Source organism: Inmirania thermothiophila, assembly GCF_003751635.1.
In the GTDB taxonomy this organism is placed as follows: Bacteria; Pseudomonadota; Gammaproteobacteria; order DSM-100275; family DSM-100275; genus Inmirania; species Inmirania thermothiophila.
Genome location: NZ_RJVI01000002.1, coordinates 285,119 through 299,373, shown reverse-complemented (window position 1 = coordinate 299,373; position 14,255 = coordinate 285,119). Strand labels below are relative to the sequence as shown.

Sequence of the window (14,255 nt, the reverse complement as noted above, 5' to 3'; positions counted from 1 at the left end):
AGCGCGGGAAGCCGGCCGCAGCCGCGACGGCGCTAAAGGGTACCAGAGCCCCCGGGGGCGAACAACGGCGCGCACCCGCTCCAGGCCGCAAGCCGCGGCGCCTCCCACACCGGCGCAAGGCCCCCCGCCGCCGTGGCCTCGGCCGCCGTCCACCAGCCGCCCACCGCCACCAGCCCCCCTGCGGCATAGAGCAGCGGCGCCCGCGCCCGCACCCATGGCGGCACCCCCGCCTCCTGCAGCAGCGCCTTGAGGCTGCGCCGCCGCCCCGCGCCGGCCGGCCGCAGCCGCTCGCCGCCCACGCGCCAGCGCACCTCGAGCCCCCCCGCGAGCCGCGCCGGATCGATCCCCACCGCCGCCGGCACGAGGCGCAGCCGGCCGCACCCGGCCGGCAGCGTCAGCGTCCCCCGCCCGTCCCAGGACAGCGGACGGCGCGGCGGCGGCGAAAGCGCCGGACCCGCGTACAGGGCGTCGCGCCAGCGGCGAAGCTCGCCGCCGGCCCAGCGAAGCTCGGGCAGCCGGTCCCGCGCCGCCCCGCAGAGGGCGGCCAGGGCCGCCTCCAGGCGCGCCTCGTCGGGGGGGCGCAGACCGAGATCGCCGAGCCAGCGCCGCAGCAGGTTGGCGCCCCGCGCAGGGGGCAGCGCGGCCAGGCGCGACACCGGAAGCGGCCGCCCCCGGTAAGCCTCCGCCCCGTCCAGGTCGGCGAGCGCATCCAGGAGCGAGAGCGCCCGCGCGCACCGCCCGGCGCTTCGCACCGCGGCCTGCGCCGCCCGCGGCCAGCGCCCGGCGAGCACCGGCAGCAGGTGTCGGCGCAGCCAGGCGCGGTCGAAGCGCGCATCCTCGTTCATGGGGTCGGCGACCCAGCTCAGCCCCTCCGCCTCCGCCCACGCCGCAAGCTCGGCCCGACTCCACGCCAGCAGCGGCCGCGCCTGCCAGCCCGCGCCGAGGGGGGCGAGCGGCGCCATCGCCGCAAGCCCCCGCACCCCCGCCCCGCGCAGCAGCTGCATCAGCACCGTCTCCAGCTGGTCGTCGGCATGGTGGGCGGTGAGCAGCACCTCGCCCGGGCCGAGCCGAGCCGCCAGCGCCGCCCGCCGCGCCCTGCGCGCGGCGGCCTCGACGCCGCCCGCCCGCCCCTGCACCGCCACCCGCAGCAGCTCGAAGGGGACGCCGAGCGCCCCGCAGCGCGCGGCGCAGTGCGCCGCCCAGCGCTCGGCCTCGGGCCGCAGACCGTGGTGGACGTGGACCGCCGCCAGCCCGCGGCGCGGGCGCAGCCGCGCCGCCGCATGCAGCAGCACGGTGGAGTCGAGGCCGCCGCTGAAGGCGATCCAGAGCCGGCCGTCGCCGGGCAGGCCCTCCAGCACGGCGGCGAGGGCGGGCGGGGAGAAGGCCCTCACGTGGCTGCCCCTGCCGCGCCGGGGCCCGGCGCTACTCGCGGAAGCGGCCGATGGCGCGCAGGCGGCGGTAGCGCGCCTCCACGAGGGCGTCCACGGGCTCGGCGCAGAGCGCCTCGAGGGCCTCCACCAGGCGCGCCTTGAGGGTCGCCGCCATGGCGTCGGGGTCGCGGTGGGCGCCGCCGAGGGGCTCGGGGACCACCTCGTCGACGAGCCCGAGGGCGTGCAGGCGCGCGGCCGTGATCCCCATCGCCTCGGCCGCCTCCGGCGCCTTCTCGGCGCTGCGCCAGAGGATGGAGGCGCAGCCCTCGGGGGAGATGACCGAATAGGTGGCGTACTGGAGCATGAGGAGGCGGTCGCCGACGCCGATGGCCAGCGCCCCCCCGGAGCCGCCCTCGCCGATGACGGTGCAGAGGATGGGCACGCGCAGCCCGGCCATCCGCATCAGGTTGCCGGCGATGGCCTCGCTCTGGCCGCGCTCCTCGGCGTCGATCCCGGGATAGGCCCCGGGGGTGTCGATGAAGGTGAGCACCGGCAGGCCGAACTTCTCCGCCAGGCCCATGAGCCGGCGCGCCTTGCGGTAGCCCTCGGGACGCGGCATGCCGAAGTTGCGGCGCAGCTTCTCCTTGGTGTCGCGCCCCTTCTGGTGGCCGAGGACCAGCACCGGCCGGCCCTCCAGGCGGGCCAGCCCCCCGACGATGGCGGGGTCGTCGGCGAAGGCGCGGTCGCCGTGCAGCTCCTGGAAGTCGGTGAAGATGCGCGCCACGTAGTCGAGGGTGTAGGGGCGGTCCGGGTGCCGCGCCACCTGCGCCACCTGCCACGGGGTGAGCGAGGAGAAGATGGACTCGGTGAGGCTGCGGCTCTTGGCCTCGAGGCGCGCGATCTCGTCGCTGATGTTGAGCTCGGCGTCGCTGCCGACGTAGCGCAGCTCCTCGATCTTGGCCTCGAGCTCGGCGATGGGCTGTTCGAAGTCCAGGAAGTTGCGGGTCATCGCGCCGGTCCGCCGCGGTTGCGAGGGACGGGCATTATCCCGCCCTCGCCGCGGCGTTGTCACGGCCGGCGGCGTAGCGCACGGTGCAGCCGGCGCAGCCCGCCAGGGCGCGCAGCCGCGCAAGCAGCGCCTCCTCCGGGCGCACCCGCCAGGCCTCGCCGAGGACGAGGGCGGCCTCGGCGCGGCGGTTGCGGTAGCGCACCCGCACGCGGCAGCCGCCGCCGCGGAAGGCCTCCAGCACCGCCGCCAGGGCGGCGGGCTCGAGCCCGGGCCCGGCCTCGATCTCCACCGCGCGGGCGTAGGCGGCGCGCGCCGCCGCCATGTCCATGACCCGCTCCGCCACCAGCCGCATCCGCCCGGTGTAGTCGTCGACCCCGAGGCTGCCCTCCACCACCAGCACCCGGTCGCGCACCACCAGCTCCCGCGCCGGCTCGTAGACCTCCGGGAAGAGGGTGGCCTCGATCCGCCCGGAGCGGTCGTCGAGGAGGACGAAGGCCATGCGCCCGCCGCGCTGGCTGGCCTTGGTGCGTAGCCCCACCACGAGCCCGGCGAGCACCACCTTCTGCTCGCCCCGCCCCTCCGCCTCGCCGGCGAACTGGCCGATGCGCCCGCTCGTGAACTGCCCGAGCTCGGGCAGGAAACGCTCGATGGGATGCCCCGTGAGATAGAGCCCGAGGGTCTCCTTCTCGCCGGTCAGGCGCGTCTCCTCGTCCCACTCCGGCTCCACCGCCGCGAGCACGGGCGCCGCCGGCGCGCTCACCTCGCCGCCGCCGAGGCCGAAGAGGTCGTGCTGGCCCGCCGCCTGCATCGCCGAGTGCTGCTCGGCCGCCGCCAGCGCGTGCGGCAGCTGCGCCATGAGGGTGGCGCGGTTGGGCCCCAGGGCGTCCATCGCCCCGGCGCGGATCAGGGCCTCGATGACGCGGCGGTTGACCCGCCGCAGGTCCACCCGGCGGCAGAACTCGGCGAGATCCCGGAAGGGCCCGGCGGCCTCGCGCTCGCCCAGCACGGCGTCGAGGGCCGAGCGCCCCACCCCCTTCACCGCGCCGAGCCCGTAGCGGATCGCCGCCTCGCCGCACACCGTGAAGGCGTAGTCCGACTGGTTGATGTCGGGCGGCAGGACCTCGATCCCGAGCTGGCGCGCCTCCTCGATGAACTCCACCACCTTGTCGGTGTTGTCCATGTCGGAGGAGAGCACCGCGGCCATGAAGGCCGCCGGATGATGGGCCTTGAGCCAGGCGGTCTGGTAGGAGACGAGGGCGTAGGCGGCCGAGTGCGACTTGTTGAAGCCGTAGCCGGCGAACTTCTCCATGAGGTCGAAGATGTGGTTCGCCAGCCCCTCCTCCACCCCCCGCTCCCGCGCCCCGCGCAGGAAGATCTCGCGCTGCTTCGCCATCTCCTCGGGCTTCTTCTTGCCCATGGCCCGGCGCAGCAGGTCGGCCCCGCCCAGGGTGTAGCCCGCCAGCACCTGGGCGATCTGCATCACCTGTTCCTGGTAGAGGATGACGCCGTAGGTGGGCCGGAGGATGGGCTCGAGGTCCGGGTGCGGGTACTCCACCCGGGCGCGCCCGTGCTTGCGGTTGATGAAGTCGTCCACCATGCCCGACTGCAGCGGCCCCGGGCGGAACAGCGCCACCAGGGCCACGATGTCCTCGAAGCAGTCGGGCTGGAGCCTGCGGATGAGGTCCTTCATGCCCCGCGACTCCAGCTGGAAGACGGCCGTGGTCTGGCAGCGCTTGAGCAGGTCGTAGGTGGCGGGGTCGTCGAGGGGGATGGCGTCGATGTCCAGCGGCGGCTCGCCGCGGCCGGCGCGCTCGGCGTTGATGGTGCGCAGCGCCCAGTCGATGATGGTCAGGGTGCGCAGCCCCAGGAAATCGAACTTGACCAGCCCCACCGCCTCCACGTCGTCCTTGTCGAACTGCGTCACCAGGCCCTCGCCGCCCGGCTCGCAGTAGAGCGGGGTGAAGTCCGTGAGCGGCGCGGGGGCGATGACCACGCCGCCGGCATGCTTGCCCGGGTTGCGCGCGAGCCCCTCCAGGGCGCGGGCGAGGTCGAGGATGGCGCGGACCTCCTCCTCCTGCTCGTAGCGGGCACGCAGCTCCTCGCTCTCGGCGAGGGCCTTCTCCAGCGTCATCCCCACCTCGAAGGGGATCAGCTTCGCCAGCTTGTCCACGAAGCCGTAGGGATGGCCGAGGACGCGGCCGACGTCGCGCACCACCGCGCGCGCCGCCATGCTGCCGTAGGTGATGATCTGGGAGACGCGGTCGCGCCCGTAGCGCTCGGCCACGTACTCGATGACGCGGTCGCGCCGCTCCATGCAGAAGTCGATGTCGAAGTCCGGCATCGAGACCCGCTCCGGATTGAGAAAACGCTCGAAGAGCAGGTCGTAACGTATTGGATCCAAATTGGTGATCCCGAGGGCGTAGGCCACCAGGGAGCCCGCTCCGGAGCCGCGCCCCGGGCCCACCGGGACCCCGTGCTCGCGCGCCCAGCGGATGAAGTCGGCGACGATCAGGAAGTAGCCGGCAAAGCCCATGCCGGTGATGACCTCGAGCTCGCGCTCGAGCCGTTCCCGGTACGCCGCCTCGTCGTGGCCCGGCGCCGGCCCGTGGGCGGCGAGCCGCCGCGCCAGCCCCTCGCGGGCCTGCCGGGCGAGGAAGCCCGGCGCGTCCTCCCCCGGCGGCAGTGGGAAGTCGGGCAGCACCGAACGGCCGAGGGTCAGCTCCAGGTTGCAGCGGCGCGCGATCTCCACCGCGTTGGCCAGGGCCTCGGGCAGGTCGGCGAAGAGCTCGGCCATCTCCTGCGGCCCGCGCAGGTACTGCGCCTCGGTGTAGCGGCGCGGCCGCGCGGGATCGTCCAGCGTCCGCCCCTCGTGGATGCAGACCCGCGCCTCGTGGGCCTCGAAGTCCTCGCGCAGCAGGAAGCGCACGTCGTTGGTGGCCACCACCGGCAGCCCGTGCGCGGCCGCGAAGCCCACCGCGGCGTGGAGGTGCGCCTCGTCGTGGGGGCGCCCGAGCCGGTGCACCTCGAGGTAGAACCGCCCCGGGAAGCAGCGACCGAAGAACCCGAGCCAGCGCTCCGCCTCGTCGGCGCGCTCCTGCAGCAGGGCGCGCCCGAGCACCCCCTCGGCCCCTCCCGAGAGCGCGATGAGCCCGCCCGAGGCCTCCTCCAGCCAGGCCGGCTCCAGCACCGGCCGCCCGCCGTGCTGACCCTCGATGTAGCTGCGCGAGACCAGCCGCGTCAGATTGCGGTAGCCGGCGCCGTCCTGGCACAGCAGCACCACCCGCCCGGGCTCCCCCGCGGGGTCGGCGAGCCAGGCGTCCACGCCCACCACCGGCTTGACCCCCCGCGCCAGCGCCGCGCGGTAGAACTTCACCATCGCGAAGAGGTTGCACTGGTCGGTGACCGCCACCGCCGGCATCCCCAGCTCCGCCGCCCGCGCCACCAGCTGCGGGATGCGCACGATGCCGTCCACCAGCGAGTACTCGCTGTGCACGCGCAGGTGCACGAAGGTCGCCGGCGCCTTCACCGTCCTGCCCCCAGGAGCCGCGCCACGGGCGCGAAGCCGCGCCGGTGCTGCGGGCACGGGCCGAGGCGCGCCAGGGCCTCCAGATGCTCGCGGGTGGGATAGCCCTTGTGGCGGGCGAAGCCGTAGCCGGGGTAGCACCGCTCCAGCTCCTGCATGTGCGCGTCACGGGCCACCTTGGCGAGGATCGAGGCCGCGGCGATGGCCGCCACGGTGCGATCGCCCCGCACCACCGCCCGCGCCGGCACCGCCAGCGGCGGACAGCGGTCGCCGTCCACGAGGACCGCCTCAGGCGCCACCGCCAGCGCCTCCACCGCCCGGCGCATGGCGAGCAGCGTGGCGCCGAGGATGTTGAGCCGCTCGATCTCCTCCACCCCCGCCTCGGCCACCGCCCACGCCAGCGCGCGCTCGCGGATCCGCGCCGCCAGCGCCTCGCGCCGCCGCGCCGCGAGGGTCTTGGAGTCGGCGAGCCCGTCCACCGGACGGGCCGGATCGAGGATCACCGCCGCCGCCACCACCGGACCGGCCAGCGGCCCGCGGCCGGCCTCGTCCACCCCGGCGACGCGCTCCACCGCGGCGGTCACGACGGCGCCCCCCGGGCGGCCAGCAGCGACGCCACCGCCTCCGCGGCCCGCTCGTCGGCGCCGCAGCGCAGGGCGTAGTGGATCTCGGCGAAGGTCTCCTGCAGGCGCGCCCCGGCCTCGGGGTCCTCCAGATAGGCCAGGAGCGCGCGCCCCAGCCGCTCCCCCGTCACCGCCTCCTGGGCCAGCTCCGGCACCAGCGCCCGCCCGGCGAGGAGGTTGGGGAGCGAGAAGTGCGGCACCTCCATGAGCCGGCGCACGAGCCAGTAGCTTGCGCGCGAGAGCCGGTAGGCGACCACCATCGGCCGCTTGAGGAGCAGCGCCTCCAGGGTCGCCGTCCCCGAGGCCGTGAGGACCACGTCCGCCGCCTCCATCACCTCCCGCGACCGCCCCTCCACCAGGGTCAACGCCAGCCCCGCCCCGCGCAGCCGCCGCGCCTCCTCGAAAAGGGCGCGGGTGGCCGCGCTCGCCAGCGGCACCGCGGCGCGAAGCCCCGGCCGGCGCGCCGCGCACCAGCGTAGCGCATCCAGGAAGGGTCCGGCGAGGCTTCGCACCTCGCTCGGGCGCGAACCCGGCAGCAGCGCCACCAGCTCCCCCTCGGCGGCGAGCCCCAGCCGGCGGCGGGCGGCGAGGCGGTCGGGCACCAGCGGCACGCGGTCGGCGAGGGGGTGGCCGACGAAGCGCACCGACACCCCGTGGGCCTCGTAGAAGCGGGCCTCGAAGGGGAAGAGGGTGAGCATGAGATCCACCGCGGCGGCGATCCTGCGCACCCGTCCCCGCCGCCAGGCCCACACCGTGGGACTGACGTAGTGCACGGTGGGGATCCCCGCGGCGCGCAGGCGGGCCTCCAGGCCGAGGTTGAAGTCCGGGGCATCGACCCCGATGAAGAGCGCCGGCGGCCGGGCGAGGAAGTGCCGGGCGAGCCGCCGGCGCAGCCGCAGCAGCCGCGGCAGGTGGCGCACCACCTCGGCGAGACCGATCAGCCCCAGCTCCTCGGCGTCGGCGAGGGCCTCGCAGCCCGCCTCCCGCATCAGGGGGCCGGCCACCCCCTCGAAGCGCACCCCGGGCAGGCGCTCGGCCAGGGCCCGCATCAGGCCTGCCGCGAGCAGGTCCCCGGAGGCCTCGCCGGCGACGATGCCGATCCGCATCGGGCGCCGTCAGCGCACGATGCTGCGCCGCGCGCCGGCGATGAAGGCGGCCATCACCCCCGCCTCCGGCAGCTCGGCGGCCATGGCCTGAAGCCGCGCCTGGGCCTGCGCCAGCGTCAGCCCCTCCTTGTAGAGGACCTTGTAGGCGCGGCGCAGGCCCTCCAGGGTCGCGGGGGCGAAGCCGCGCCGCCGCAGGCCCGGGGTGTTGAGCCCGTAGGGGCGCGCCGGATTGCCGGCCACGCGCACGAAGGGCGGGACGTCCTTGGCTACGCCGCAGCCCATGGCGAGAAAGGCGTGGCGCCCGATGCGGCAGAACTGGTGGACGAGGGCGAAGCCGCCGAAGACCACGTGGTCCTCCACCACGACGTGGCCGGCGAGGGAGGCGCCGTTGGCGAAGACGGTGCCGTCGCCCACCTGGCAGTCGTGGGCGATGTGGGCGTAGGCCATGATGAAGTTGCCGCTGCCGATGCGGGTGACGCCGCCGCCGGCGGCGGTGCCGCGATGGATGGTGACGTACTCGCGGATGACGTTGTCGTCGCCGATCTCGAGGCGCGTCTCCTCGCCGCCGTAGCCCTTGTCCTGGGGGGCGCCCCCGAGGGCGGCGAAGGCGTGGATGCGGTTGCGCCGCCCGATCCGGGTCGGCCCCTCGATCACCGCGTGGGGCCCGATCACGCAGCCGGCGCCGATCTCCACCTCCGGCCCGATCACCGCGAACGGGCCCACTTCCACGTCCGCGGCGAGCCGCGCCGCCGGATCCACCACCGCGCGCGGGTCGATCATGCGCGCTCCGTCTCCGCCGTGGCCATGAGCTCGCCCTCGGCCACCACCTCCTCGCCCACCCGCGCCTCCACCGCGAAGCGCCAGATCCCGCGCACCGCACGCAGGATGCGCGCCTCGATGCGCACCTGGTCGCCCGGGCCCACCGGCCGGCGGAAGCGCACCTTGTCCATGCCCACGAAGTAGAAGATCGAGCCCACCGCCTGCGGGCGCGTGCGGAAGGCGAGCAGGGCCGTGGCCTGGGCCATGGCCTCCACCATCATGACCCCCGGCATCACCGGCCGGCCGGGGAAGTGGCCGGGGAAGAACGGCTCGTTCACGGTGACGTTCTTCAGGGCCAGGATGCGCTCGCCGGGCACGCACTCGAGCACCCGGTCGATGAGCAGGAAGGGGTAGCGGTGCGGCAGCAGCCGCTGGATCTCCTCGATGCCGAATCCGGTCTCCACGATGCTCTCCCCGTTGCCGAGCGGAAACGAACCTCGCCCTAGCGCCGGCGCCCGCCCAGCGCCCGCTCCAGCGCCTGCACGCGCCGCGCCAGCTCGTCGAGGCGGGTGAAACGGGCGGCGTTGCGCCGCCAGCGCGGGTTGGCCTCGAGCGGCGTGCCCGAGGAGTAGACCCCGGGCTCGCGGATGCTCCCCGTGACCATGGACATGGCGGTGATCTGGACGTCGTCGGCGATCTCCAGGTGGCCGGTGATGCCGACCCCGCCGCCGATGCGGCAGCGCCGCCCGATGCGGGTGCTGCCCGCGATGCCGACGCAGCCGGCGATGGCGGTGTGGGCGCCGATGTGGCAGTTGTGCGCCACCTGGATCTGGTTGTCCAGCTTGCACCCCTCCTCGATCACCGTGTCCTCGAGGGCGCCGCGGTCGATGGTGGTGTTGGCGCCGATCTCCACGTCGTCGCCGATGCGCACCGTGCCGAGCTGCGGGATGCGCACCCAGCGCTCGCCGTCCCGGGCGAAACCGAAGCCGTCGGCGCCGATCACCGCCCCCGGATGGACCAGCACCCGCGCCCCGAGGATCACCCCCGGCCCGAGGGTGACGTTGGCGACCAGGCGGCTGCCGGGACCGATGCGCGCCTCGCGCCCCACCACGCAGCCGGGGCCCACCACCACGCCGTCGCCGAGCTCCGCCCCCGCCTCCACCACCGCACACGGCCCCACGGAGACGCCGGCACCGAGGCGCGCCCCCTCGGCCACCACCGCCCGCGGGTGCACGCCGGGCCGCGGCGGCGGCTCCGGATGCAGCAGCGCCAGCGCCCGCGCCCAGGCGAGGTAGGGGTTGGCGGTGAGCAGCGCCGCCACCGGGCAGTCGCCGGCGTGCTCGGGGGCGAGGATCACCGCCGCGGCCCGGGTCGCCGCCAGGTGGCGGCGGAAGCGCGGGTGGCCCAGGAAGGCCAGGTCCCGCGGACCCGCCCGGTCCAGCGGCGCGGCGGCCTCCACGCGCCGCCCCGGGTCGCCGCGAAGCTCGGCCCCGACGTGCGCCGCCAGCTCGCCGAGGGTCCGCCCCGCCACGGGCTAGCGCCCGGCGTCGGGCCGCTGCCGGGCCTTGAGCGCCTCGATGACGCGGGCGGTGAGATCGACGCGCTCGCTGGCGTAGAGGACCCCGTCGGTGAGGACGAGGTCGTAGCCGCCCTCGGCGGCGAGACGGCGGATGGTCTCGGCCACCAGCCGCTGCAGCTTGGCGAGCTCCTCGTTGCGGCGGATGTTGAGGTCCTCGCGGAACTCGTCGCCCTCGCGCTTGAGCTCGCGCTGGCGGCTGCGGATCTCCTGCTCGAGGCGGCCGCGCTCGGCCTCGCTCATGATCGCCCCGTCGCGCGCCAGGCGCTCCTCCAGCCCCCGCAGCTCCTTCTGCTTCGCCACCAGCTCGCGCTGGCGCGGCGAGAACTCCTCCTCGAGCCGGGCCTCGGCGGCGGCGCGCTGCGGCGCCGCCTCCAGCACCTTGGCCGGGTTGACGTATCCGATGCGAAGCTCGGCGGCGCCGGCGCCCCCCGCGGCGAGCAACGCCGCCAGGACCCACGCCGCCACGCCAAGGAAACGGCGGCTCATCGTGACCCCTTCTCTCCTCGCCCGATGCCAGGCCGGCGCACAGCTTAGCACGCGCCCCCGCTCCTCAGAAGGCGAAGCCGAGGGAGAACTGGAAGCTCTGCGTCTCGTCCCCGGGCTCGGAGCGCAGCGGCGTCGCCCAGCTGAAGATCAGCGGACCGATGGGCGAGAACCAGTTCAGGGCCACACCGGCCGAGGCGCGCAGCGCGTCGGGGTCGAAGCCGGCGCCGTCGGTGTCGAAGACGTTGCCCACATCGACGAAGCCCGCCACGCGCACGGCGTCGTTGTCCGCCATCCCCGGCAGGGGCAGCACCAGCTCGAGGTTGGTCACTACGCGCAGGTTGCCGCCGAAGGGGTCGCCGGTGCTGTCGCGCGGGCCGAGGGAGTTGCCGTCGAAGCCCCGCACGGAGCGCACGCCGCCGGCGAAGAAGTGCTCGAAGAACGGCAGCGAGGCGGTGTCCCCGTAGCCGTCGCCGAAGGCGACCCCCAGCTTGCCCACGAAGGTCAGCTGCCGCGTCAGCGGACGGTACCAGCGCAGGTCGTAGGCGAGCTTGTAGAAGGTGAGATCGCTGCCCGGCACCGCCAGCTCCAGCCCCACCCGCTGGTAGAGTCCCGTGGTGGCGAAGAAGGCCCGGTCGCGGCTGTCGTGGGTCCAGGCCAGCTCCAGCCGGTAGGTGGTGAAGGACGAGCCCGTGGCGGCGGCGAAGTCGAGGATCTCCTGGGGGCTGGTGGAGAAGGTGTGCAGCCGCGTCGCCTCGGCGCCGATGCCGAACCGGAGGCGGTCCTCCTCGGTCACCGGGACCCCCCAGTGGATCTCCGCGCCGTCGACGTCGGTGCTGTAGTCGGAGACGTTGGCCTCGGCGGCGTCGGTGCGCCGCGAGTTGAGGCTGAAGCCGCGGCTGACGCCGTCCAGGGTGTAGTAGGGGTTGTCGTAGGCCAGGCTGTAGATGCGGTTGGAGCTGCTGTTGTCGATCTGCAGCTTCAGGCGCGTGCCGCGCCCGAAGAGGTTGTCCTCGGAGACGCTGCCCGAGAAGATCACCCCCTGGGTGTCGGAGTAGCCGACGCTGGCGATGAGGTTGCCGGTGGGGCGCTCCTTCACCGTCAGGCGCACGTCCACGAGGTCGGGCGAGCCGGGCACGCGCGGCGTCTCGACGTTGACCTCCTCGAAGAAGCCGAGGCGCTGCAGGCGCGTGCGCGACAGCCGCACCGCCTCCGTCGACAGCGGCGCCCCCTCGGGCTGGCGCAGCTCGCGCCGGATGACGGCGTCGCGGGTGAGGGTGTTGCCGGAGATCTCCACCCGGCGCACGTAGACGCGCTTGCCCGGGTCGACGAAGAAGGTCAGGTCCACGGTGCCGGCCTCGCGGTGCAGCTCCGGCACGGGGTTGACATTGGCGAAGGCGAACCCCTCGACCCCCAGCCGCTCGGCGATGGCGTCGGCGCTCTCCGTCACCGCGCGTTGGGAGAAGACCTCGCCCTGGGCCACCGTGAGCAGGGCCTCGAGCTCCTCGCGCGGCACCACCGTCTCGCCCACCACCCGTACGCGGCCGACCCGGTAGCGTCCGCCCTCGCGGACGCGGATGGTGATGAAGACCGAGCCCCGGTCCGGGGTCAGGGTGACCACGGTGGAGTCCACGGCGAACTCCACGTAGCCCCGGTCCATGTAGTAGGCGCGCAAGGTCTCGAGATCGCCGGCGAGGCGCTGGCGCGAGTACTGGTCGCGCTTGGAGAACCACGCGAAGGGCCCCTTGGGGCCGAGCTGGAAGCGGTCCAGGAGCGCCTCGTCCGTGAACGCCCGGTTGCCGAGGATGCGGATGGCCCGGATGCGCGCCGCCTCGCCCTCGCGGATCCTGAGCCGCACCGCGACGCGGTTGCGCTCCAGCGGCTCGACCTCGGTCTCGATCCGCGCCGCGTACTTGCCCTGGCTGAGGTACTGCCGCTCCAGCTCGCGCCGGATGCGCTCGAGCAGCGAGCGGTCGAACACCCGGCCCTCGGCGAGCCCCAGATCCTTCAGCGACTTCTTCAGCTCGTCGGTGGGGATCGCCCGGTTGCCCTCGATCTCCACCGCGCCGATGGCCGGGCGTTCCCGCACCACCACGACCAGGGTCGCACCGTCGCGCTCGAGGCGCACGTCCTCGAAGAAGCCCGTGCGGAAGAGGGCGCGGATTGCACCCGCGGCCGCCTCCTCGTCGAGGCGGTCCCCCACCTGCACGGGGAGGTAGCTGAAGACCGTGCCCTCGGTGATGCGGACGTTGCCCTCGACGCGGATGGCCTCGACGCGGAAGGGCTCGAAGGCGCCGGCCGCCGCACTCGCAACGAGCAGCACCACCGCGGCGAGCCAGCCGAGCGACCGGCGGATGCTCCCCCCCCGCATACCCTGCATCGGCGCCCCCTGACCCTCCTCCCGGCCGCAGCACGGCCCCGCCGGGCGGCACGCCCCCGGCAGCGGCCCTTCAGCCGAGGAGCCTGGCGAGATCGTTGTAGAACGCCAGCCCCATAAGGGCCAGCAGCACGGCGATCCCCACGCGCTGCCCGAGCATCTGCGCCTGCTCCGAGAGCGGGCTGCCCTTGACCGCCTCGATGAGGTAGTAGAGGAGATGCCCCCCGTCGAGCAGCGGGATCGGCGCGAGGTTGATTATACCCAGACTGATGCTCACCACGGCGAGGAAGGACAGGAAGGGCACCAGCCCCACCGCCGCCGACTGGCCCGCGTACTGGGCGATGCTGATGGGGCCGCTGAGGTTCTCCACCGAGGCCTGTCCCAGCGCCATCCGCCCGAGCAGCCGCACCATGAGCCCGATCATGCGGCCGGTCTTGGCCGCCGCCTCCCGCGCCGCCGCCACGGGGCCGTAGCGCACCTCCACCCGCATGGCCTCGAAGACGCCCTCCGGGATGCGCACATAGGCCCCGATGCGCCCGACGCCGTCCTCCCCCGCCTCCGGCGTCACCTCCAGCTCCACCACCGCCTCGCCCCGGCGCACCCGGACGCGGATCGGCTGCCCGGGCCGGGCGCGCACGTAGTCCACCCAGGCCTGCCAGGTGGGCATGGGGACGCCGTCGGCGGCCAGCACCTCGTCGCCGGGCTCGAGCCCCGCGGCCTCGGCCGCCCCGCCCGGGACCACGCGGTCGATCACCGGCGCCATCCGCGGCTGCCACGGCACGAGGCCCAGGGTGGCGGGATCGAGCTCCCCCTCGGCCGCCCCCGCGAGCCCCGGCAGCGCCAGCTCCAGCGCCGTCTCGCCGCCGCCGGCCCGCCGCACCCTGAGCCGCACCGCCTCACCCGCGAGGGCGCGATCCAGCAGCGCCAGCATGGCCGCGTCCCAGGTCGGGGTCCGCCGCCCCCCCACGGCGACGATCTCGTCGCCCTCGGCCAGCCCCGCCTGCGCCGCCGGCGTGCCCTCCGGCACCGGCCCCAGCACCGGCCGCAGCCCCGTCACCCCCGCCATGTGGATGACCCAGTAGGCGACGAGGGCGAAGAGCAGATTGAAGACGGGCCCGGCGAGGACGATGGCGCTGCGCCGCCACAGGGGCTGGTTGTTGAAGGCGCGGTGGCGCTCGGCCGGCGGCACCGGCCCCTCGTGCTCGTCGAGCATCTTGACGTAGCCGCCGAGGGGCAGAACCGCCACCACGTACTCGGTGCCGTCGGCGCCCTGCCGCCGCCACAGCGGGCGGCCGAAGCCGATGGAGAAGCGCAGGACCCGCACCCCGAGCCTGCGTGCGACCCAGAAATGGCCGAACTCGTGCACGGCGATGAGGATCGCGAGGGCGACCGTGAAGGAGGCCAGCGTGAAGAGGATCCCGCCCAT

At 74.9% G+C, this 14,255-nt stretch carries 11 protein-coding genes; all 11 read right to left on the bottom strand.

What is annotated here, in order from left to right; all coding sequences use genetic code 11:
- Positions 1-32: 32 nt before the first annotated feature.
- Positions 33-1,391 carry a tRNA lysidine(34) synthetase TilS gene (gene tilS / locus EDC57_RS07115; RefSeq protein ID WP_245995170.1) on the bottom strand — a complete coding sequence of 453 codons (1,359 nt, stop codon included), beginning with the start codon at positions 1,389-1,391 and terminating at the stop codon, positions 33-35.
- Positions 1,392-1,422: 31 nt separating this feature from the next.
- Positions 1,423-2,379 carry an acetyl-CoA carboxylase carboxyltransferase subunit alpha gene (locus tag EDC57_RS07110; protein WP_123401196.1) on the bottom strand — a complete coding sequence of 319 codons (957 nt, stop codon included), beginning with the start codon at positions 2,377-2,379 and terminating at the stop codon, positions 1,423-1,425.
- 34 nt (positions 2,380-2,413) lie between these two features.
- Positions 2,414-5,905, bottom strand: coding sequence for a DNA polymerase III subunit alpha (gene dnaE / locus EDC57_RS07105; protein WP_123401195.1), 3,492 nt, complete (start codon positions 5,903-5,905; stop codon positions 2,414-2,416).
- Positions 5,902-6,486: a ribonuclease HII gene (gene rnhB, locus EDC57_RS07100; protein ID WP_123401194.1), complete on the bottom strand. Its 585-nt coding sequence runs from the start codon at positions 6,484-6,486 to the stop codon at positions 5,902-5,904. The genes dnaE and rnhB overlap by 4 nt, the downstream gene beginning before the upstream one ends.
- Entirely contained in the window at positions 6,483-7,631 is a 1,149-nt protein-coding gene (lpxB, locus tag EDC57_RS07095) for a lipid-A-disaccharide synthase (protein ID WP_123401193.1), read from the bottom strand. The genes rnhB and lpxB overlap by 4 nt, the downstream gene beginning before the upstream one ends.
- Before the next feature lie 9 nt (positions 7,632-7,640).
- Positions 7,641-8,411: an acyl-ACP--UDP-N-acetylglucosamine O-acyltransferase gene (gene lpxA, locus EDC57_RS07090; protein WP_123401192.1), complete on the bottom strand. Its 771-nt coding sequence runs from the start codon at positions 8,409-8,411 to the stop codon at positions 7,641-7,643.
- Positions 8,408-8,854 carry a 3-hydroxyacyl-ACP dehydratase FabZ gene (gene fabZ, locus EDC57_RS07085; RefSeq protein ID WP_211331920.1) on the bottom strand — a complete coding sequence of 149 codons (447 nt, stop codon included), beginning with the start codon at positions 8,852-8,854 and terminating at the stop codon, positions 8,408-8,410. The genes lpxA and fabZ overlap by 4 nt, the downstream gene beginning before the upstream one ends.
- A 38-nt stretch (positions 8,855-8,892) precedes the next feature.
- Entirely contained in the window at positions 8,893-9,921 is a 1,029-nt protein-coding gene (lpxD, locus tag EDC57_RS07080; RefSeq protein WP_123401191.1) for a UDP-3-O-(3-hydroxymyristoyl)glucosamine N-acyltransferase, read from the bottom strand.
- 3 nt (positions 9,922-9,924) lie between these two features.
- The gene (locus EDC57_RS07075) at positions 9,925-10,455 is read right to left on the bottom strand and encodes an OmpH/Skp family outer membrane protein (RefSeq protein WP_123401190.1); all 531 of its coding nucleotides are present in this window, start codon (positions 10,453-10,455) and stop codon (positions 9,925-9,927) included.
- Between the two features lie 64 nt (positions 10,456-10,519).
- A complete protein-coding gene (bamA, locus tag EDC57_RS07070; protein WP_245995169.1) occupies positions 10,520-12,823 on the bottom strand; it encodes an outer membrane protein assembly factor BamA in 2,304 nt (767 codons plus the stop codon).
- Positions 12,824-12,902: 79 nt separating this feature from the next.
- The gene (rseP, locus tag EDC57_RS07065) at positions 12,903-14,255 is read right to left on the bottom strand and encodes an RIP metalloprotease RseP (RefSeq protein ID WP_123401188.1); all 1,353 of its coding nucleotides are present in this window, start codon (positions 14,253-14,255) and stop codon (positions 12,903-12,905) included.

What these genes read in the sequence shown, in the direction of transcription:
- EDC57_RS07110 (WP_123401196.1), bottom strand. Translation starts at nt 2,379, where the DNA reads ATGACCCGCAACTTCCTGGACTTCGAACAGCCCATCGCCGAGCTCGAG.
- rseP (WP_123401188.1), bottom strand. Translation starts at nt 14,255, where the DNA reads ATGGGCGGGATCCTCTTCACGCTGGCCTCCTTCACGGTCGCCCTCGCG.
- lpxA (WP_123401192.1), bottom strand. Translation starts at nt 8,411, where the DNA reads ATGATCGACCCGCGCGCGGTGGTGGATCCGGCGGCGCGGCTCGCCGCG.
- lpxB (WP_123401193.1), bottom strand. Translation starts at nt 7,631, where the DNA reads ATGCGGATCGGCATCGTCGCCGGCGAGGCCTCCGGGGACCTGCTCGCG.
- EDC57_RS07075 (WP_123401190.1), bottom strand. Translation starts at nt 10,455, where the DNA reads ATGAGCCGCCGTTTCCTTGGCGTGGCGGCGTGGGTCCTGGCGGCGTTG.
- bamA (WP_245995169.1), bottom strand. Translation starts at nt 12,823, where the DNA reads ATGCGGGGGGGGAGCATCCGCCGGTCGCTCGGCTGGCTCGCCGCGGTG.